General features: G+C 55.2%; 17 protein-coding genes. 9 read left to right on the forward strand and 8 right to left on the reverse strand.

What is annotated here, in order from left to right; all coding sequences use genetic code 11:
* The first annotated feature begins 57 nt into the window (after nucleotides 1-57).
* A complete protein-coding gene (locus N879_RS04445) occupies nucleotides 58-1,950 on the forward strand; it encodes an alkaline phosphatase D family protein (RefSeq protein ID WP_009455725.1) in 1,893 nt (630 codons plus the stop codon).
* A 32-nt stretch (nucleotides 1,951-1,982) separates the two neighbouring features.
* Here the strand turns inward: N879_RS04445 and sorU are convergent, their stop codons facing one another.
* The 6 genes from sorU to purN form a co-directional block, all read right to left on the reverse strand.
* Complete coding sequence (gene sorU, locus N879_RS04450) at nucleotides 1,983-2,291, reverse strand: SorU family sulfite dehydrogenase c-type cytochrome subunit (protein WP_009455724.1); 309 nt, start codon at nucleotides 2,289-2,291, stop codon at nucleotides 1,983-1,985.
* Nucleotides 2,292-2,344: 53 nt separating this feature from the next.
* Entirely contained in the window at nucleotides 2,345-3,565 is a 1,221-nt protein-coding gene (gene sorT / locus N879_RS04455) for a SorT family sulfite dehydrogenase catalytic subunit (RefSeq protein ID WP_009455723.1), read from the reverse strand.
* 392 nt (nucleotides 3,566-3,957) lie between these two features.
* Entirely contained in the window at nucleotides 3,958-6,252 is a 2,295-nt protein-coding gene (locus N879_RS04460) for a UvrD-helicase domain-containing protein (protein ID WP_022983186.1), read from the reverse strand.
* Nucleotides 6,249-7,475 carry a DesA family fatty acid desaturase gene (locus N879_RS04465; RefSeq protein ID WP_021446741.1) on the reverse strand — a complete coding sequence of 409 codons (1,227 nt, stop codon included), beginning with the start codon at nucleotides 7,473-7,475 and terminating at the stop codon, nucleotides 6,249-6,251. Before N879_RS04465 ends, N879_RS04460 begins: the two co-directional genes overlap by 4 nt.
* Nucleotides 7,476-7,576: 101 nt before the next feature.
* Complete coding sequence (locus N879_RS04470; RefSeq protein ID WP_045931823.1) at nucleotides 7,577-8,842, reverse strand: RsmB/NOP family class I SAM-dependent RNA methyltransferase; 1,266 nt, start codon at nucleotides 8,840-8,842, stop codon at nucleotides 7,577-7,579.
* A gap of 173 nt (nucleotides 8,843-9,015) precedes the next feature.
* A complete protein-coding gene (gene purN, locus N879_RS04475; protein ID WP_009455720.1) occupies nucleotides 9,016-9,672 on the reverse strand; it encodes a phosphoribosylglycinamide formyltransferase in 657 nt (218 codons plus the stop codon).
* Between the two features lie 49 nt (nucleotides 9,673-9,721).
* Here purN and N879_RS04480 point away from each other — a divergent pair, with 49 nt between their 5' ends.
* From N879_RS04480 to rlmF, 6 genes are all read left to right on the forward strand, one after another.
* Complete coding sequence (locus tag N879_RS04480) at nucleotides 9,722-10,687, forward strand: bifunctional riboflavin kinase/FAD synthetase (RefSeq protein ID WP_009455719.1); 966 nt, start codon at nucleotides 9,722-9,724, stop codon at nucleotides 10,685-10,687.
* Nucleotides 10,677-13,517, forward strand: a complete 2,841-nt coding sequence (gene ileS / locus N879_RS04485; protein ID WP_021446743.1) for an isoleucine--tRNA ligase — start codon at nucleotides 10,677-10,679, stop codon at nucleotides 13,515-13,517. The genes N879_RS04480 and ileS overlap by 11 nt, the downstream gene beginning before the upstream one ends.
* Nucleotides 13,510-14,043: a signal peptidase II gene (lspA, locus tag N879_RS04490; protein WP_009455718.1), complete on the forward strand. Its 534-nt coding sequence runs from the start codon at nucleotides 13,510-13,512 to the stop codon at nucleotides 14,041-14,043. Before ileS ends, lspA begins: the two co-directional genes overlap by 8 nt.
* Nucleotides 14,044-14,063: 20 nt before the next feature.
* Nucleotides 14,064-15,248, forward strand: coding sequence for a bifunctional phosphopantothenoylcysteine decarboxylase/phosphopantothenate--cysteine ligase CoaBC (gene coaBC, locus N879_RS04495; protein WP_009455717.1), 1,185 nt, complete (start codon nucleotides 14,064-14,066; stop codon nucleotides 15,246-15,248).
* A 73-nt stretch (nucleotides 15,249-15,321) separates the two neighbouring features.
* The gene (gene dut / locus N879_RS04500; RefSeq protein ID WP_009455716.1) at nucleotides 15,322-15,783 is read left to right on the forward strand and encodes a dUTP diphosphatase; all 462 of its coding nucleotides are present in this window, start codon (nucleotides 15,322-15,324) and stop codon (nucleotides 15,781-15,783) included.
* Between the two features lie 136 nt (nucleotides 15,784-15,919).
* Entirely contained in the window at nucleotides 15,920-16,915 is a 996-nt protein-coding gene (rlmF, locus tag N879_RS04505) for a 23S rRNA (adenine(1618)-N(6))-methyltransferase RlmF (RefSeq protein WP_009455715.1), read from the forward strand.
* Between the two features lie 119 nt (nucleotides 16,916-17,034).
* On the opposite strand, the gene N879_RS04510 is transcribed toward rlmF, so the two are convergent.
* Both N879_RS04510 and N879_RS04515 read right to left on the reverse strand, forming a co-directional pair.
* Nucleotides 17,035-17,679 carry a DJ-1/PfpI family protein gene (locus N879_RS04510; protein ID WP_009455714.1) on the reverse strand — a complete coding sequence of 215 codons (645 nt, stop codon included), beginning with the start codon at nucleotides 17,677-17,679 and terminating at the stop codon, nucleotides 17,035-17,037.
* Between the two features lie 32 nt (nucleotides 17,680-17,711).
* Nucleotides 17,712-18,362, reverse strand: a complete 651-nt coding sequence (locus N879_RS04515; protein WP_009455713.1) for an SDR family oxidoreductase — start codon at nucleotides 18,360-18,362, stop codon at nucleotides 17,712-17,714.
* A gap of 684 nt (nucleotides 18,363-19,046) precedes the next feature.
* Here N879_RS04515 and kwaA point away from each other — a divergent pair.
* Nucleotides 19,047-19,637, forward strand: coding sequence for an anti-phage protein KwaA (kwaA, locus tag N879_RS04520; RefSeq protein ID WP_009455712.1), 591 nt, complete (start codon nucleotides 19,047-19,049; stop codon nucleotides 19,635-19,637).
* On the forward strand, nucleotides 19,634-20,605 hold the full coding sequence (kwaB, locus tag N879_RS04525) for an anti-phage protein KwaB (protein ID WP_009455711.1): 972 nt from the start codon (nucleotides 19,634-19,636) through the stop codon (nucleotides 20,603-20,605). The genes kwaA and kwaB overlap by 4 nt, the downstream gene beginning before the upstream one ends.
* Nucleotides 20,606-20,658: the final 53 nt, after the last annotated feature.

The raw sequence follows: 20,658 nt of genomic DNA on the forward strand, positions 1-20,658 counted from the left end.
CGTTTGAGTCTCTCCCCACATCTCCCCACACTGCCGCCTGTACTGGCAGGCCCTATTTTGCGTCGCCTCGATTCCCAGCGCCTGGTGCTATGGCTGGTTGGCAGCTCGGCCTTGAGCCTGGACCTGGTCCTGCAAGCAGAGGGTGCCGCTCCCCAGCGTATTTCGCTCAGTAGCGAGCACTGTCGCATCGTACAGTTGGGCAAGCAGGCCTTTATCCACTTTCTGGATGTACCACTAACTACAGCCCTGCCCCAAGACACGCTTGTTCACTACGATTTGCTCGCCTCAATCGAAGGTGGACCGGAGCAAGGGATTGCTGATTGGGCTCCCCATCTGCTGCACCAGGGTGAAACCCGGCCCAGCTTTGTGCTGGCCAGCCGCGCTGACAATCTGATGTTTGGCTCGTGCCGCAAGCCTCATCACGCCTCGCGCGATGGTTTGGCTCAGGCCGACACAGTCTTGAGTGAGCACATTACCCAAGCCCATGCCCGGCCTGCCTTGCTGATGCTGTCCGGAGACCAGGTTTATGCCGACGATGTGGCCGGCCCCATGCTGGCGGCCATTCATGCCTTGATTGAGCGGCTAGGCTTGTATGGGGAATATCTGGAAGGCGCCGTCGTCTCGGATAGTGAATCGCTTTACCGGCACCCCGCCAGCTACTACCGACGTGCGGATTTGCTGCCTGCCTTCAAATCCAACGAAGATCTGCGCGAGCGCTTTTTTGGTGGTGTGGAAAAACCGATTTTCACCACTGCCAACGCACACAATCACTTGGTCACGCTGGCCGAAGTCATGGCCATGTATTTGCTGGTTTGGTCCCCCATCCCATGGCAAATCATTCCCGAGCCTGAGCCTCCTCAATTGGAGCCCAAGCATCAGCAACGCTGGCAACGCGAGTCACTGGCATTGGAAGGTTTCCGTCAGGACCTGCCCCAAGCAGCACGCCTTTTGGCCCACGTGCAAACCTTGATGATTTTCGACGACCACGACATCACCGATGACTGGAATCTGTCCGCCAAATGGGAAAGCGTCGCCTATGGCCATCCTTTTTCACGGCAGATCGTAGGCAATGCCCTGATCGCCTATATGTTGTGTCAGGGTTGGGGCAACCGGCCCGAGGTGTTTGAGTCTGTATTGGACACGGTGACCGCCTGGACCAGCCAGCCGGATGAATATCAGCGTCTTGAACATGAGACTCAAGATGCGCTGATCAAGGAACTGCTGGAGTTTCGCCAATGGGACTATGTGCTGCGCACACAGCCTACCCTGATCGTGCTGGATACACGCACACGCCGCTGGCATAAGCGCCGTTTGCCCAGTCGCCCGTCCGGACTGATGGATTGGGAGTCTTTGACCGAGCTCCAGCACGAACTGCTGGATGAACGTGCCGCCATCATTGTGTCGCCCACGCCCATGTTTGGCGTCAAGCTGATCGAAGTCATACAAAGCATCTGCACGTACGCGGGTTTTGCTCTGACGGTAGACGCCGAGAACTGGATGGCCCACCGAGGGGCTGCCAACACCATGCTGAACATCTTCAGGCATTCACGCACGCCCGGAAACTATGTGATTCTGTCCGGCGATGTGCACTATTCCTTTGTCTACGATGTACAGGTACGCCATAGCGGGCACATTCCACATATATGGCAAGTCACCAGCAGCGGCATCAAGAACGAATTTCCGGAAGCTTTATTGAACTGGCTGGATCGGCTGAACCGCTGGCTCTACTCGCCGCGATCCCCTCTGAACTGGTTTACGCAACGCCGTGACCTGAGCATCAGCCCGCGTCTGCCGGATCAGCGCAAACAGGGGGAACGGGTATGGAATGGTTCCGGAATCGGCCAGATCTGGCTGGATGAGGAAGGTCGCCCCGCTCGCATCCTGCATCACAATGCCAATAAAAAGCCGCCTACCGAATTTCTGCCTCCGGATCAGGAGAAGAAAGGGTAAGGCGGCTAGCGTCTGGCTACAGCAGGTGGAACTTACTGACCCGCTACAGAGCTGACATAGGTGGCGACAGCATCACGCTCTTCGTCACTCATGGTTTGTGCAAAAGAAGGCATGGCGCCCATGCCTTCTTTCATGACCTTCAGGATCTGTTCCTTGCCTGGCTTGAGTTCATCCAGATCCGGACCAATTGCCCCGGCTGAACCAGCATCAGCCAAGGTATGACAGACCGCACAGGCAATAGGTTTGGCACCTGTCAGAAACAGTTCCCTGCCTTGCTCCTGAGCGTAGGCTTGAGTACTAAAAACAAATACAGATACTGCAGCAACTAGATATTTCTTCATGATTCCCTTCCATAGCCGCCCCGAGCTGACGGGGCGGGTACAACATTCAAGACTTAAACGACCGTGACAGCCAACATGTGGTCGCGCCAGCTGTTATTCAAATAGCCGCGGTTATTAGGTACGCGCTCTTCAGGCTGTACCGTGCCTGCCTCACTGGTAGCGCGACTGGCAATCTCGTACTTGCCTGGTTTCAAATCCACGCCTGCAACGAACTGACGCCACGCATACTTGCCCAGATCAGGGCCTACAAACGTCGCTTTCACCCAGTTCTTGCCACCATCCACGGACACTTCCACTTCTTTGGCTGCCGACATGCCTCCAAAAGCCAAGCCCTGGATCTGCACCTTGCCGGCCTTGAGTTCTTCGCCAGGCTCACCACTAGGGCTGGTCACCCAGGACTTGACGGGCATTTCCCAAACCGACTCCTGATTGGGGTTGGACTTTTCACCCACAGGCGCCAAACGGTAGCTGTTTTGCTGAATGTTGGCAGCAGACTGCTCCTTGGTAAACGCCAGTTGCTTGATGTACTTGACGTTATTGACCCCGGTGTAACCCGGCACGATCAAGCGCAAGGGGCCGCCGTGAGCCAAGGGGATGGGTTGACCATTGATTTCCCAGGCCAAGATAGCGTCATCAATGGCTTCCAGGGGAATCGAACGCTCTACCATAATGGTGTTCGGGTCCAGCCCCTGAGGAATTTCCTCGCCGCCCTGACCAGTCATGTACTTGGCGCCCTCCTCCATGCCGCCCACAGCCTCCAGCACGGCCTTGATCGGCACGCCGGTAAAGACCACACAGCCAGCTGCACCTACCGTCCACTGAGTACCACTGGGTTTTTCAGGGAAAAAAGCACGACCATTACCCGAACACTGCAGCACCATGGGCACAGCCACCAAACCCAGGCGTTTCAGCTCGGCGACGCTCATGTCTTTCGGTTTCTTCACACCCTTGATCGACAGCACCCAGGCGTCCGGATCAGCAACGATCTGTTCGGACGGGGGAGCGACGTTATTACGCACGAACAAGCGATCCAGCGGCGTGATCAAACCCGAGCCAAAAGCGCTGCGTTTGGTTTCAATAGTGTTGGCACTATGCACGATCAAGCTGTCGGCATGTTTCCAGGATGCATAGGCTGGCAGGGCCTTGGCCTGCGTTTTTGCCTTTTCCTGAGCCAGTGCCGCTGACAAGGGTGTCAGGCTTGCCGTTCCCGCCAAAGCCATGACTCCGCCCGTGGACAAAAGCATGCGCCGGCGCGAGAGATTGCTAGGTTCCATGATCGCCTCCATGTATGTTTGTTATTTGTAATTAATTTAGGCTTCGATTTTATGGGGGCACCATCTTTATAACCAGAATCTATAACCCTTATATATAACGCTCATATAGCAGCTAAAAGAAGAATACTAAAAACAGGAAACCCGCATACAGCAAGGGATTCCGAACACACCATCCTTCTGTCAAAAACAGGAAATAAAACATGAATCTTTTCTTGGGAGGCTACGAAACCAAGAATGAGGAACTGGAGAATTGAACTGCTTGATGCAAGAACCAGGCCAAAAACAAGTCTGTTTGAAAATTCCCATCGCTTTGTGCGGCCATAAAAAAAAGCCCCCGGAGTTTCCGGGGGCCTTCAAACGGCGATTGACTGATTCAGTAGTTGCTTCACTTTTTAGCTAACAGGATCCAGTTTGGCAATGGCCAAGGCCAAAGTCTTGCTGCCGACTTCACGGAACTGAATCAAGGCTTGGGCATCGTCGCCCTGACCCGTCAGATTAATAATGGTGCCTTCACCAAAGCGGTTGTGATGCACCCCCTGCCCCACCCGGAAAGTCTGGCCATTCACTTCCAGCACGCTGGTGTGACTGCGACCGCCGTAAGGCTGGGCTGAATAGCTCTTGTCCTTGGACTCCCAGCTTTGACCACGACGGAAGGCGCCCGAACTGGCCTCTGACTGCATGGGTGTACTGGTATAGCGGGCCGACAACCATTTGATGTGTTGCTCAGGCAGCTCTTCCAGAAAGCGCGAACGCATGGCGTAACGCGTCTGGCCGTGCAACATGCGGCTTTGCGCCAGAGTGATGTACAGTCGCTGACGCGCCCGCGTAATCGCCACGTACATCAAACGACGCTCTTCCTCGATCCCACCGGGGTCGAACAAGCTGTTCTCATGCGGGAACAAGCCCTCTTCCAAACCAGTAATGAAGACGGCATCGAACTCCAGACCTTTGGCTGCGTGGATCGTCATCAACTGAATGGCGTCCTGGCCTGCCTGGGCCTGATTGTCCCCTGCTTCCAGAGAAGCATGAGTCAAGAAAGAGCCCAAAGGCGACATGGGAGCCAGCACGGAGGCAGCCGGTTGATCCGGGTTCTGCATGGCCTGCTCGGACTCGCCCGCCACTGCTTCGGGGACTCGACCTGCGGGCAGTTCGGCAAAGCCTTCTTCACCCACAAAAACCGTAGCCGCGTTGACCAACTCCTGCAAGTTTTCCAGCCGTTCGGCACCTTCGCGGTCGGCCTGGTAATGGGCCAGCAAGGTACTGTCGTGGACAACGTGCTCAATCAGCTCGGGCAAGGACAGGATCTGTGCCTGGCTGGCCATATCCTGAATCAGGTTCGAGAAACGCATCAGGCTGGCAGCCGCACGTCCTTGCAGGTAAGGAATGGCACGCAGCAAGCTGGTACCACGCTCACGCGCCAGATCAGCCAGCTGCTCCACGGAGCGAGCGCCAATCCCACGAGTCGGGAAGTTCACGACGCGCAAGAAAGCGGTGTCATCGTCCGCGTTATCCATCAACCGCAAGTAAGCCAGTACGTGCTTGATTTCCTGACGCTCGAAAAAGCGGTGGCCGCCATACACTTTGTAGGGCAAGCCTTGGGAAAACAGTCTGTGCTCAATCACTCGGGACTGGGCGTTGCTGCGATACAGGATGGCAATTTCACGGCGTGGCTTGCCTTCGGCGATCAGGGCGCGGACTTCGTCCACAATCCACTGAGCCTCCAGGGCATCCGAGGCCAGTTCGCTGATGCGTACCAGCTCGCCTTCGCCACTATCGGTCCATAAATTCTTGCCCAGACGGCCGCTATTGTTCTCGATCAGCGCGTTGGCCGAATCCAGAATATGGCCGCAGGAACGGTAGTTCTGCTCCAGGCGTATCACATTGCCACGGGCATAGTCGCGCTCGAAGTCGGCCATATTGCCCACGTTCGCGCCACGGAATGCGTAGATGGACTGGTCATCGTCGCCCACGGCAAACATGCAGGCCTGATCACCGGCCAAAAGACGCAACCAGCGATACTGCAGCACGTTGGTGTCCTGGAACTCGTCGACCAGAATGTGTTTGAAACGGCGCTGATAATGCTCGCGAATCGGGGCATTGCGGGACAACAGCTCGTAGGCACGCAGCAGCAGCTCGCCAAAGTCCACTACTCCTTCACGTTCGCACTGCTCTTGATAAAGCTGATAGAGCTCGATCAGGCGGCGGCGGTGAGGGTCGTGCGCTTCCAGGTCGCCAGGACGTTGGCCATCTTCTTTACAGGCGTTGATGAACTTCTGAATTTCCTTGGGCGGAAATTTCTCGTCATCCACATTATTGGCCTTGACCATACGCTTGATGGAGGCCAACTGATCTGCCGTATCCAGAATCTGGAACGTCTGCACCAGACCGGCATCACGGTAATGCATGCGCAGCAAGCGATTGCACAGGCCGTGAAAGGTCCCGACCCACATTCCGCGGGTATCGATAGGCAATAAAGAAGTAAGCCGCGTCAGCATTTCGCGCGCGGCTTTATTGGTGAAGGTGACAGCAGCTAGGCCATGAGGACTGACCTGCCCGGTCTGGATTAACCAGGCCATCCGGGAGGTCAGTACACTGGTTTTTCCGCTACCGGCTCCGGCCAGCACCAGGGCATGGCCAGAGGGTAAAGTAACGGCGGCTCGCTGTTCCGGGTTTAAGCGATCCATCATGCCGCGTAGCGGCGCAGACGCAAGGCGAACTGCTCAAGACTTTCAATACCACTTTGCTGAGCGCGCTGGCACCATGCGCGCAGGTCAGACAGCAACTGCTCGCTGGAGGCGCTGGAGCTTTCCCAGATACCGGCCAGTTCACGCTGCATGCGAACCAGGATGGACAGGCGGGAATCGCCAGCCGCTACCGTTTCCAGTTCAGCACGCTGCTCGGGAGCCAGCACGTCGTCGCCACGACCAATCCAGTCGTTGCAGCTTTCCAGCAGGGACCAGGAGCAATTCGGGTTGTCCTTGTTCACCTGTGGCTTCAGACGGGCAATCTCTTCCGAGGCCGTGGTTTTGATGATGTCCGCATAGCGAGCCAGAATTTCGTAGCGGTGAGTAATCACGCCCTGCAAGGTGGCCAGGCTGATGCCTTCCAGCGGAGCATTCGAAGGCACGCTAGGCTCCAGACGCAGCTTGGGAGCGACTTTCTTGACCTTGGCCAGACCCAGTGCCTTGAACACCGAGATGTAGCACCAGCCCAAGTCGAATTCGTACCATTTGCTGGAGAACTTGGCGGACGTACCGTAAGCGTGGTGGTTGTTGTGCAGCTCTTCACCACCAATGATGATGCCCCAAGGGAACACGTTGGTGCTGGTATCAGGGCTGGCAAAGTTGCGGTAACCGATAGCGTGACCCAGACCGTTCACCACACCGGCAGCCCAGAAAGGAATCCAGGCCATCTGGATAGCCCAGACAGTCAGACCCAGCAGACCGAACAGGAACAGATCAATACCCAACATGATGGTAATACCCAACATGCTGTATTTGCTGTACAGGTTGCGTTCGAGCCAGTCATCGGGGGTGCCGTGACCGAAACGCTTCAAGGTTTCAGGGTTGGTGGCTTCCTGGCGGTACAGTTCGGCACCACGGAAGAATACCTGGCCCAGACCAAAGACCACAGGGGAATGGGGATCGCCTTCACGTTCGCATTTGGCGTGGTGCTTGCGGTGAATCGCAACCCATTCTTTTGTGACCATACCGGTGGTCATCCAGAGCCAGAAACGGAAGAAATGCATCAGCGCAGGGTGCAGGTCCAGCCCGCGGTGCGCCTGACTGCGGTGGAGAAATACGGTAACTGACACAATAGTGACATGCGTCACCGCCAGAATGACAAGAGTGAGCTGCCACCAAGACAGTTGCAGCCATCCGTCAGCAAGAAAAGAAAGAAACGATTGCATAGACCCTTTTAGACCTGATCTTTGTGTTAAGGGAAACCGGAAAAGTGTAGCCCACCTAACCAGTTAACAATAACACTATTTAAGGACGAACTTGCTTTAAATCAAGCACTTTCCGTGATTCGTTCAAGTGCCGCACCAAAGAAACAGTCGGTTTGGTGACGGTCCGTGCGCAGATTCAAATAAGGCCCCTCTAGCGCGAGGGCCGGACATTTGTCCTTCAAGATTTCCCGGGCATCCAGCAGCTTGAACTCGGGATGTTTGTCCAAGAACGCCTGCACTTGCTGCTCGTTTTCTTCAGGCAAGAAACTACATGTTGCATAAACCAAACGACCTCCTGGTGCGACACAAGCCGCGGCTTGCTCCAGAATGTCGGCCTGCATCTGAGTGTACTGCTCCAGAGCTTGGGGGTGTTGACGCCACTTAAGATCAGGATTTCGACGCAAAGTTCCCAATCCACTGCACGGAGCGTCTACCAATACACGCTGTGCCTTGCCATGCAGGCGGCGAACACGCTGGTCGCCCGCTTCCTGAATCACGACAGGCACCACATTGGACAGACCGGCACGGGCAAAGCGCGGTTTGGCCTTGTTCAAGCGGGTGGCCGACACGTCAAAGGCGTACAAACGGCCTGTGGAGCGCATCAAAGCACCCAGCAGCAGGGATTTGCCACCGGCACCGGCGCAGTAGTCAATAACCATCTCGCCACGGCGAGGCTCCAGCAAGGCGGTCAGCAACTGGCTGCCCTCTTCCTGAATTTCCAGCTCGCCCTTCTCATACTGTGGCCATACTGCGACAGATGGGCGGCCTTCAATACGGATACCCCAGGGCGAAAACGGCATGGCAACCGGCTTGAAACGAGCCATGGGGCCGTTTTGCAGCTGGCGCAACACCGTGTCGCGCTCGGCTTTCATGGGGTTGACGCGCAGATCCAGCAAGGCCTGCTCGTTCATGGCGGCCATCAGCTTGTAGGAATCCGGAATCTCTTTCAGACGCTCTTCCAGCCACTCGGGCAGGCTCAGGCGCACGCCAACCGGCAGACCGTCCACATTCAGGGCGCGGATATGGCCCAGCCACTGGCGCTCTTCTTCCGTCAGCCCCAAAGACAGGGATTCCTGACCGATAGCCGTAGACAGGCCCAGAATGGCCAGACGACGGGTAGATGGGCCTACGCCGCTTTCCGCCCAGTTACGGTACTGACGCAGGTGGCGCAGCACATCAAACACGGCCTCGCGGATCTCGGCACGGTCACGCGAGCCCATTTTGGGGCGTGTACGCGCCCAGCGTGTCAAGGCCAGGTCAGCGGGGTGCTTCCACTGCAAAACTTCACCCAAGGCGCTGGAGACCTGCTCCAGACGGCGCTGTGCCATCGCGCCCGGCTCGGGTGGACCCGAGGGTTTGTCGCGGCGTGCTGCATAAGGGCGACCACGCGCTCCAGACTCGTTACGTTGGGCAGACGAGGACGGGCGCTTGCGGTCCGAGCGGCCGCGGGATTGTTGGTGATCAGACATGAATATTCAAAAATTCCAAATAGCCCGCTCAATCAGGCGGGGAAATAAAAGCCGCGATGCGCAAGTCCAGCAACCTCGACACGGCCATCAGCCAGCAAACGCACCCGTCCCTCGATCAGCCAGCGTACGGCCTCGGTATAGACGTGGTGTTCGGTTGCCAAAACGCGCTCTGCCAGAGTCTGTGCATCATCGTCGTGCAGGACGGGCACGATACTTTGGGCAATGATGGGACCATCATCGAGCACAGGGGTCACAAAGTGCACCGAGCAGCCGTGAAACTGCACGCCCGCGTCAAGTGCCTGTTGATGGGTATTCAAACCGGGAAAGCTAGGAAGCAAGGATGGGTGTATATTGATGAGCTTGCCTGCATAGTGCTGAACAAAATCGGTGCTCAGGATGCGCATGAATCCCGCAAGTAGAACATAATCTGGCTGGTAGCGGTCGATCACGCGTGCCAAAGCCTGGTCAAAGGCTTCACGTGTTGCAAATTCGCGATGCGAAACCGTCTCGGTAGGCAGCCCTTGACGCTGCGCCCATTCCAGTCCGGGCGCATCGCCCTTGTTAGAGATGACCGCCTCGATACGGCCATTTAAGCCCGCTGTCTTGATCAGTTCGCCTATGGCCTGCAAGTTGGAGCCCCGGCCTGAAATAAGCACAACAAGGCGACAAGGTAGGGTGGAATCGGTCAAAATCCTGTTTCCCGAGAAATAACGAATCCAAAATTGTAAACTCTCGCTTGTGAAATCTGATCTAAAACTCTATCGCTCTCTGCCGCGGCGCAACAGCACGGCCCGCAGCGCTGTCACCATTGGCAATTTTGACGGGGTCCATCTGGGCCATCAGGCCATCTTGCATCGCGTCAATGAAATGGCGCGTCAGCAGGACCTGAGCTCCTGTGTAATGACCTTTACGCCCCACCCACGCGCCTTTTTTGCGCAGCGCGGCCAACGGCCCGAACTGATCCCCACACAGATCAGCGGCCTGCGCGACAAGGTCGAAGCCCTGCATCAATGTGGCATTGAACAAATTTATCTGGCCCGCTTCAATCAGGCCATGGCCGATATGTCGGCAGCCACCTTTATTGACGAGATTCTGGTCCAGGGCCTGAATACGGGTTGGCTGCTGGTGGGCGAGGATTTCCGCTACGGCCACAAACGGGCCGGCGACATTGAAATGTTGCGCGAAGCGGGCAAGCGCCATGGCTTTAGCGTCGAGACTCTGCACGATGTCGCCGATGCCGATGGCCGCCGCATCTCCAGCTCGGAAGTGCGCACCGCCCTGGCCGTGGGTCAACTGGACCGAGCCCGTGCCCTGCTGGGCAAACCCTTTCATATTAGTGGCCATGTCATTCATGGCCAGAAACTGGGCCGGGACATTGGCTACCCGACCCTGAACGTGCGTGTTCCTGAACACTGTGCCGCACGCTCCGGCGTGTACGTGGTCCGGGTGCACGGACTGACCGGACAGGCTCTGCCCGGCATTGCCTCCTTGGGGGTACGCCCAACCGTCATAGACCAGGGACGGCTGCTGTTAGAGGTGCATTTACTGGACCAACGCCTGGATGCTTACGGTAAACTTGCCCGTATAGAATTTCTGGAATTTGTCAGGGACGAGGAAAAATTCCCGGACCTCATCACAATGATCGCCGCCATCGACAACGATGCACAACGCGCTCGCGACTACTTTGCTTCAAATGGACTATAAAAACTCTCTCAATTTGCCCGACACTCCCTTTCCCATGCGTGGTGACCTCGCCAAACGTGAGCCGGGCTGGATTAGCCAGTGGGAAGAAAACAAAGTCTATGCAGCAATTCGGCAAGCCAGTGCCGGTCGTCCCAAATTTATTTTGCACGACGGCCCTCCCTATGCGAACGGCGACATTCACATTGGCCACGCGGTCAACAAGGTTCTGAAAGACATCATCGTCAAAAGCCGCAATATGGCTGGCTTTGACGCGCAATACGTGCCCGGCTGGGACTGCCACGGCATGCCCATTGAAGTTCAGATCGAAAAGAAATACGGCAAAAACCTGCCTGTGGCTGAAGTTCAGGCCAAGGCGCGCGCCTACGCTCTGGAGCAGATCGACAGCCAGCGCAAGGACTTCAAGCGCCTGGGCGTGCTGGCCGACTGGGAGAACCCTTACCTGACCATGAATTTCAGTAACGAAGCCGACGAGCTGCGCGTACTGTCCAAGATCATGCAAAAGGGTTTCGTGTTCCGTGGCCTGAAGCCCGTGAACTGGTGTTTTGACTGTGGTTCCGCTCTGGCAGAAGCCGAGGTTGAATACGCGGATCGCACCGACCCGTCCGTGCACGTGGCCTTCCCCTTCGCGCAAAAGGACAAGCTGGCCGCCGCCTTTGGCGTGGACAGCGTGGACGATGGCGCCATCGTCATCTGGACCACCACCCCCTGGACCATCCCTGCCAACCAGGCACTGAACGTACACCCTGAAATCAGCTACGCCCTGGTCAAGCTGGACAGCCCACGCGCCACCGGCTCCATGCTGATCGTGGCCGAAGAGCTGGTGAAGTCCTGCCTGGAACAATGGGGTCTGAGCGGCCAGGTCGTGGCCACCGCTACCGGCGAAGCCCTGAACCTGATCGAATTCAATCACCCTCTGGCGCACGTGGATGCAGGCTACCAACGCCGCTCCCCTGTGTACCTGGGCGACTACGTTACCCTGGACAGCGGTACGGGCGTGGTGCACTCGGCCCCGGCCTACGGTATTGAAGACTTTATCTCCTGCAAAGCCCACGGCATGAAGGACGACGACATGCTCACGCCCGTGATGGGCAATGGGCATTACGCCGAGAATCTGCCCCTGTTTGGCGGCCAGATGATCTGGAAGGCCAATCCGCAAATCGTGGAAGCCTTGCAGAACGCCGGCACCTTGCTGAAAACCGAACAGCACCCGCACAGCTACATGCACTGCTGGCGTCACAAGACGCCCATCATCTACCGTGCCACCAGCCAATGGTTTGCCGGTATGGACAAGGAAAACAGCAGCGGCCGTAGCTTGCGTGAAATGGCCCTGGAAGCCATTGATAACACCGAGTTCTACCCCTCCTGGGGTCGTGCCCGCCTGCACGCCATGATCGCCAACCGCCCGGACTGGACTTTGTCGCGCCAGCGCCAATGGGGTGTGCCCATGGCTTTCTTTGTGCACAAGGAAACGGGTGAACTGCACCCCCGCACGCCCGAGCTGATGGAGCAAGTAGCCGAGCGTATCGAAAAGAGCGGTATCGAAGCCTGGCAGAACCTGGACCCACGCGACCTGCTGGGTGACGAAGCCGATCTGTACGAGAAAAACCGCGACACGCTGGACGTGTGGTTTGACTCGGGCACCACACACGCTACCGTGCTGGGCGGCAAGGATCACACCACCCACGGCTCGCACGCTGACAAGCTGCAATGGCCTGCCGACCTGTACCTGGAAGGTTCGGACCAACACCGTGGCTGGTTCCACTCGTCCTTGCTGACGGGCTGCATGCTGTATGGCCGCGCGCCCTACAAAGCCCTGCTGACCCACGGCTTCGTGGTGGACGGCAATGGCCGCAAGATGAGCAAATCGCTGGGCAACATCATCAAGCCGCAAGAAATTGCCGACAAGATGGGTGCCGAGATCATGCGCCTGTGGGCCGCCTCTACCGATTACTCGGGCGAGCTGTCCATCTCCGACGAAATTCTGAAGCGTGTTGTGGAAGGCTACCGCCGTATCCGCAATACCTTGAAGTTCCTGCTGGGTAACCTGGCCGACTTCGATGTCACCCAACATGCTGTGCCTGTTGATCAACTGACCGAAATCGACCGCTACGCCCTGCAAATGACCGCCGACATGCAGGCCGAGTTGCTGGAGAACTACAAGCGCTACGAGTTCCACCCCATCGTGGCTCGCTTGCAGACCTTCTGCTCCGAAGACCTGGGCGCGTTCTATCTGGATATTCTGAAAGACCGTCTGTACACCACGGCTAAAGATGGCCAGCCACGTCGCTCGGCTCAAACCGCGCTGTATCACCTGACACAGACCCTGCTCAAGTTGATGGCTCCTATCCTGTCTTTCACGGCAGAAGAAGCCTGGCGCGACATGCACGGTGGTTCGGTTCCTAGCGGCACCATCTTCACCGAACTGTTCCATGTCCTGCCCGAGCAAGGCGAACAATCGGCACTGAGCAGCAAGTGGCAACGCCTGCGCGCCATCCGTGCCGACGTGATGCGCCGCATTGAAGATGTACGTAGCACCGGCGCCATCGGTTCCTCCCTGGCTGCCGAGATCGACATCTATGCCAACGGTCAGGATCTGGAATTCCTGCAATCCCTGGGCGAAGACTTGCGCTTCATGCTGATCGTCTCGCGTGCCGATGTGCATGCAGGCGAAGGCGACTTGCGCATCGACGTTACCCCTACCGAACAGGCCAAGTGCGAGCGTTGCTGGCACCACCGCCCTGACGTAGGCCAGAGCGCCGAGCACCCCACCCTGTGTGGTCGTTGCGAGGACAATCTGTTTGGCGAAGGCGAAGTGCGTCACCATGCCTGATAAGGACATGACCCCTTCTCCCGGCCAGGCCCGACTGCCCTCGCGGCAGTTCTGGGCCTGGATTGCTCTGGCCGCCTTTATTGTCGGCCTGGACCAATGGACCAAACAGTATTTCGACAGCAACCTGTTCTATCAGGAACGTTGGAATATCCTGCCCTTTTTTGATTTCACCCTGCTCTACAACCCCGGCGCGGCGTTCAGCTTTCTGGCCGGTGGTCAGGGTTGGCAGCGCTGGTTCTTTGTCGGCATCGCAGCCGTTGCCACGGTATTTATCGTGACCATGCTGCGCCGCTCGGCCAAGCAACCCTTGTTTTGCCTGTCGCTAAGCCTGATTCTGGGCGGTGCCATCGGCAACGTGGTGGATCGCCTGATGCACGGGCACGTGGTAGATTTTCTGCTGTTCTACTGGAATCAATCCTACTTTCCGGCCTTCAATATTGCCGACGTCGCCATCAGCTGCGGCGCTGCCCTGTTGGTGCTGGACGAGTTCATGCGCATGCGCCGCAACAAACGACAGCGCTCCTGAGTCTGTAAGGATCATGTCCTATGCTTAGCAATAAAAAACTGGTGTTTGGCATCACCGGCGGCATCGCTGCTTATAAAACCGCCGAACTCTTGCGTCGCAGCCAGGACCAGGGTGCCCGGATTGATGTGGTCATGACTGAATCGGCCACGCGCTTCATCAGCCCGGTCACCTTTCAGGCCTTGTCGGGCCGTACCGTCTACACCGATTTGTGGGATGCGCGTGTTCCCAACAATATGGCCCACATCCAGCTTAGCCGGGATGCGGACGCCATCTTGATCGCCCCCGCCAGCACCAACTTCATGGCCAAGCTGGCCAATGGTCTGGCCGACGACCTGCTCAGCACCTTGTGTATTGCTCGGGGCCATTGCCCCCTGTTGATCGCCCCAGCCATGAATCGGGAAATGTGGCTACACCCGGCCACCCAGCGCAATGTCGAACAACTGCGCCGTGACGGTGTACACATTCTTGGCCCTGGCAGTGGCGACCAGGCCTGTGGTGAAACCGGCGACGGCCGCATGCTGGAGCCTGCCCAATTGCTGGCAGAACTGACGTCATTCTTTCAGCCCAAACTGCTGGCAGGCAAACGCGTCCTGATCACCGCTGGCCCGACCAGCGAGCCGATTGACCCAGTGCGCGTCATCAGCAACCGCTCCTCCGGCAAGATGGGTTATGCCATTGCCCGTGCAGCCCAGGAAGCGGGTGCCCAAGTGACTCTGGTCTCCGGCCCCGTTGCACTGGAAACGCCCTACCAGGTGCGTCGCATCAACGTGGAAACTGCCCGTCAAATGCACGCCACCGTGATGTCCCAAGTGGACGATGCCGATATCTTCATCAGCGTTGCAGCGGTCGCAGACTGGTACGTCAGCAATGCCAGCGACATCAAGATCAAGAAGACATCCGAACAAGCCACGCCGGACCTGCAATTCAGCCCCAACCCCGACATTCTGGCCGAGGTTGCCGCCCTGAAGAACGGCCCTTTCTGCGTAGGCTTTGCCGCCGAGACCGACAACTTGATCGAGCACGCCCAAGCCAAACGTCAACGCAAGAACGTGCCCTTACTGGTTGCCAACCTGGCTCAGCGCGCCATGAACGCCGACGATACCGAACTGGTGCTGTTTGACGAGCAAGGCCATATGCAATGGCCTGCTCAGGATAAACTGCTGGCCGCACGCCAGCTGGTGCAAGACATCGCCCAGCGGCTTTAATCCCTTTTCTCTTTTATGATGACGGGCAGCGCTAAAGCAGGTGCGCTGCCTCTTTTTTTTCAGGATACCGTCTATGCACCGCCGTATTGAAGCTCGCATCGTCAATGACTTGTTGGGCACGAGCATCGAAGCCCCCAGCTACGCCACGGATGGCTCCGCCGCCATGGACCTGCGCGCTTGCGTGAGCGAAGCCGTTACCCTGCCTGCAGGCGGCCGTACACTGGTTAAAACCGGCTTGGCCATCAATATGATGGACCCTGGCCTGGTCGCCATCGTCGCCTCGCGTTCGGGCCTGTCCCTGAAACACGGTGTGCGTGTTGCCCAAGGCATTGGCGTGATTGATGCCGACTACCACGGCGAGATTGGCGTGATTCTGGCCAATGACAGCGATCAGGATTACGTGATCCAGCCCGGCGAGCGTATCGCCCAGCTGATGTTCCAGCCTGTGGTGCAAGTGGCGCTGCAGTTTGTGAACGAATTCTCTACCGAGACCGAGCGCGGTACGGGTGGCTTTGGCAGCACGGGCAAGAACTAAGCTTTAAAGCTGGAGAAGGACGCGATGCGAAATGCCTTGGCGCAGTCAACATCGCCCCTTCTTTAGCCCTGATGCTTTGCTTTAAAAACGTAGCAGCGCCACGATTCAGACTTACCCAGGCCAATTTCGGATTTCAATGCCCTCTCCAAAAAAAGGTAATTCCAACGCCGAATTACCCACTTCAAATAAAACGGCGGCCCAGCTCCACCCGCGCAACCGCCATCAGGGCCGTTACGACTTTGATGCCCTCATCAAAGACACGCCCGAGCTGGCTGAATTCGTTTTTGTGAATCCCTACGGTGATCAAAGCATCAACTTCGCCGATCCGAATGCCGTCAAAACCCTGAATCGTGCTCTTCTGAAGAGTTTTTACGGCATAGCGCATTGGGATATTCCTGCCGATTACCTCTGCCCTCCTATACCGGGCCGGGCCGACTACGTGCACTACCTGGCCGATTTGCTGGCCAACAGCAATAAGGGGACCATTCCCCGTGGTGAGGCAGTACGCGTCCTGGATATTGGCGTGGGCGCAAATGCTATCTACCCATTGATTGGTCATACCGAATATGGCTGGCAGTTTCTAGGGTCCGACATAGACGCTGATGCGCTGACTTCTGCACGAAGCATTATTCACGCGAACCCGGGCTTGTCGGCTGCAATCAAGTTACGTCAGCAGAAATCCCCCAGACATATTTTCAAAGGCCTGCTAGGCGCGAATGATTACTTTGACCTGACGCTATGCAACCCGCCCTTCCATTCGTCGCAGGAAGAGGCAGTAAGCGGTAGTCAACGTAAATGGCGTGGTTTGGGTAAGGCCGCGCCCAAGCAGAATGCTCCCGTGCTGAACTTTGGTGGACAGAATACGGAACTCTGGTGCGAAGGCGGCGAGGCGCTTTTCATCCGCCGCATGATCGAAGAAAGCGTGACCGTAGGCGGGCAAGTGCTTTGGTTCAGTACCTTGGTGTCCAAAGCGTCGAATGTACCCGGTGTGTTGAATGCCTTAAAAAAGGCTAAGGCGGTTAAAGTCAAAACCGTAGAAATGACGCAAGGACAAAAGCAAAGCCGCTTCGTCGCCTGGACTTTTCTGGACGCCGCAGCGCAAGAGGCCTGGCGCAAGGAACGCTGGAAGTAGGCCCGTGTGAAGTCGGGATACTAGATACGCTGATGGCAATAGCTGCAATCAGCTACCGACGCTAAGACCCGCAACTCCTAAACCTTTCGTCCAACAACTACGCCCAGAAAACACCGACCTTAGCGCGCAAATGGATCAATCGTCGGATCACTGTTCCAGACGTACTCGGTCCAATGCGCAATGCTTTCAGCTTGCTCACGGTTGTAAAGCTTCTCGACCAGGGCCAAAGCCATATCCGTCCCCGCCGATACCCCCGAGGATGTGACGTACTTGCCATCAAACACCCAGCGGGCCTGCTTTTGCCAGAGCACATCCCCATCCTGAGCCACCGCAAAATCAAACGCCAGCTTGTTGGATGTGGCTCGGCGCTGCTTCAGAACACCCGCCTTGGCTAATAAGGCCGACCCCGTACACACCGACACCGTCCACTGCGTTGCCTTATCCTGCTTCTGAATGAAGGCCAGCATGGCAGGGTTATTGATCTCGCTACGCGTTCCCATACCACCGGGAACCATCAGAATGTCGAACTGCGGAGCCGTCTCGAAACTATAAGAGGCCTGTGTCTCTATCCCCTGCGACGAACGAACCAGCCCACCCTGCTGAGACACCATGACCATCTCGTAATCCGGCATCCCACCCCACATTTCCACCGGCCCGAATACATCGAGAGTTTCAAACTGATCAAACAGCACAATGCCGATCTGTTTTTTTGTTGTACTGCCTGCTTTGCTGTTAGATGTAGCCGATACTGCCTTACCGCTCATGGTGTGCCCCTTCATGGCTGAAACTTAATAACTTAGATCGTAGCTCGTACCAAACCACCATCAATAGATAAACTCTGACCCACGATAAAACCTGCGGCCTCGCTGCACAAGAAGGCACACGCAGCACCAAACTCAGCTGGCGTTCCAGCTCGCCCTGCTGGTACTGAGGCAATCAACGCCTCTGCCACAGGCCCAAGCTCCCGCAAGCGATCCGTCATGATGGTGCCGGGCAACAAGTTATTGATCGCCACGTTATGCTGGACTACTTCGCGAGACACACTGGCTACGAAACCGGTCAAAGCCATGCGGGCAGCGGTAGACAACTCAAGGTTGGTCACGGGCGAGCGAACGGAAACTGAAGTGATGTGAACGATGCGGCCAAAGCGGCGGCTCACCATGCCTGGCAATACAGCCTGAATTAACTCGACTGCTGCCAGGAAGTTTTGCTCCAGCGCGGCTTGCCAGTAAGTGGTCTCCAACTGAGCAAAAAGCATAGACGGAGGTCCGCCCGTATTGGTCACCAAAATGTCGATATCTGAGCACGCGGCGGCTACGGCTTGTCTACCGACTACCTGAGAAAGATCAGCGGCAATCCATTGAGCTGTGGCACCGGTAGAGGCTTCACTCTGTTTGGCGGCTTCTTGTAACTTGTGTTCGCTGCGCGATACCAGCGTAACCCGCACACACCTTAAGTGGCGAGAGCCTGGGCACAGGCCATCCCCAAACCGCTCGAAGCACCACAGATCAAAACACGTCGGCCGGTAATTCTTAAATTCATTTTTTGTTCTCCTTGGCGGGGCTGTACAACGGGGGCAGTCGCATGAGAACACATTTTCGACTTGCTGTCTTTTTAGATAGCAAGAGCATATCTAGCTGCGTAGCAACCTGTAGCAGCTATGGTAAAAATTCACAACTACCCAAATCCCACTCAAAACTCATAACTACTGTTTGCACTAAAAATATCTACCAACTCGCAGTCTGGAATAACCTTCTCCACAAAAACCAAACATCATTTAGTGCTACCGTATTTTAAAATTTATCCACATCATTTACCTTAAAGATTTTCCTTAAATTACCTATTAAATAAAGAAACCACCAAACAACCTCTTTTTTATTGAATTCAGAGGCATATTTATTTTTTCAGTTACCATACCATTTACTTTCGACAAGAATCGGCCTTTCCACGCTTCGACGAGCTTACTCAAAGCTATACGCCATGGCTCCGCTGCTGGTTTCATTCAGTGCTTTCAACATTTTTAGTACGAAGCTCAGGATGGAGGTCTCTCTACCTCTAGTAGCATCATTATGCTATTCTCCGCAGACGGCAGCGAATCGTTCGATGTCATTCACCAGGGAACGGGTGTTGGATGGAAAGCCAGGAAAGACAGCTACAGTTTCACCAAGCAGTAATGAAGTTTGAGCTTTACATAATATCGCTCTGGCTTCTTTTTGTGCTGATGATCATAGTCAAGGTGGATATTCCAACTTGTTTTGGTGCAGATTGCCATTATGTGGGAACTCTGCAGCTTGCTCGAACCAATGTGTTACCTATAATTTCGTTGATTTTCATTGGGCTTGTGATTCTTTGTTATTCCCGATTCAAATACAGAACTCAGGGGAATGTAGGGCTTCCGACCATAGCAAAAAAAGTGGAAGACCTAAGCTATGAGCACCTCACTTTTCTTACGACCTATATCGTTCCACTGATTTGCTTTAATTTGGATAATATTAGATACATCGTCGCTTTGTTCGTTCTGTTATTTGTCATTGGTCAAATTTACGTCAAGACAGATAAGTTTTACGCGAATCCAACTTTGGCAATACTCGGGTTCAGATTGTACAAACTTGAGGTTGACGGGGTCAGTAAAGTAATGATCACAACTCAGCGTATCAGCGAGTTAGACAAGATAGTATTTACGACAATAGACGAAAAATTCGTATCTGGAAGGAAAGCATGAGCATAGATGCGTTGCGTCAGACCGCACAAAATCTGGCAAATGATCCACAAACAGTAGGCATCATGTTCTTCACTTTGAAGGAGAATAATACGTTTGTTCCTCGAAGAGTTGAGCTGTCGAGCGACGCTCAGCTAGCTCTGACTGCACAACTGAAATTAGAGATTCTTGAATTCTTTAAGACAAATTATGCCTTGCGAGATCTCACAGCGATTGACCTACGCCAGGATGCAGTTTTTCGCTATAACCTCCCAAGCTATCCATCTCAGCTAGAGGTACTAAAAAGGACGCTTGATAAACCTGCCACCATTAACGATTTTAATCATGTAAATGACTCAGTCACAGAATTAAAAGCTATAGTGGCCGTATTGGGTAATGGGAACGAAAGCCTTGCAATCTACAAGCATCACTACCCCACAAACACTTACCGCAGGAATGGTTTCAATCTGTTGCGTGCGGGTATAGCTCAGAATCGCTTTGAGAAGCTTGACCAAGACATCATTCGAATGGGACATACCATCGATTTTATTTATGACGGAGTCGATGTATTCGTCACGAATTTCAAAATTCTTGAAAAATTCTTCGGTTTTAAGGAAGCAGTGAAGGCCGACGCCACTATAAAATTAGCCACACTCACCGCTCGTAATATAGTTCAGGACGCTGCAATTCTTAAGGACAGGATAACTGTCCAAGAAGACTTGACATTCGCTCGCAAAGTCATCAGAGCGATCTCGCATTCTCGGGTGCTTGACACTGTTACTAACGGTCAAATCATTCAGTTCATCAAACAGCATCAGAGCTTAAGTAAGAAAATCAAGGTCAATGCTGCTGATACTCATATTATTCTGGATACAAAGGTTTCCCAAAATTTCTTCATGAAACTACTCAATGATGATTATTTAAAATCTGAACTGACAAAATTTGAATATGACGCAGATAGCAAGGATTTAGTGGAAGCGACAGGCCTGTAATAAAAAAATTCAGACGTCCGCTTTGGGGCGAAAGTAAACGCCTCTACATTAAT

Origin of the sequence: Alcaligenes sp. EGD-AK7 (genome assembly GCF_000465875.3) — a bacterium.
GTDB classification, from domain to species: Bacteria; Pseudomonadota; Gammaproteobacteria; order Burkholderiales; family Burkholderiaceae_B; genus Alcaligenes; species Alcaligenes phenolicus.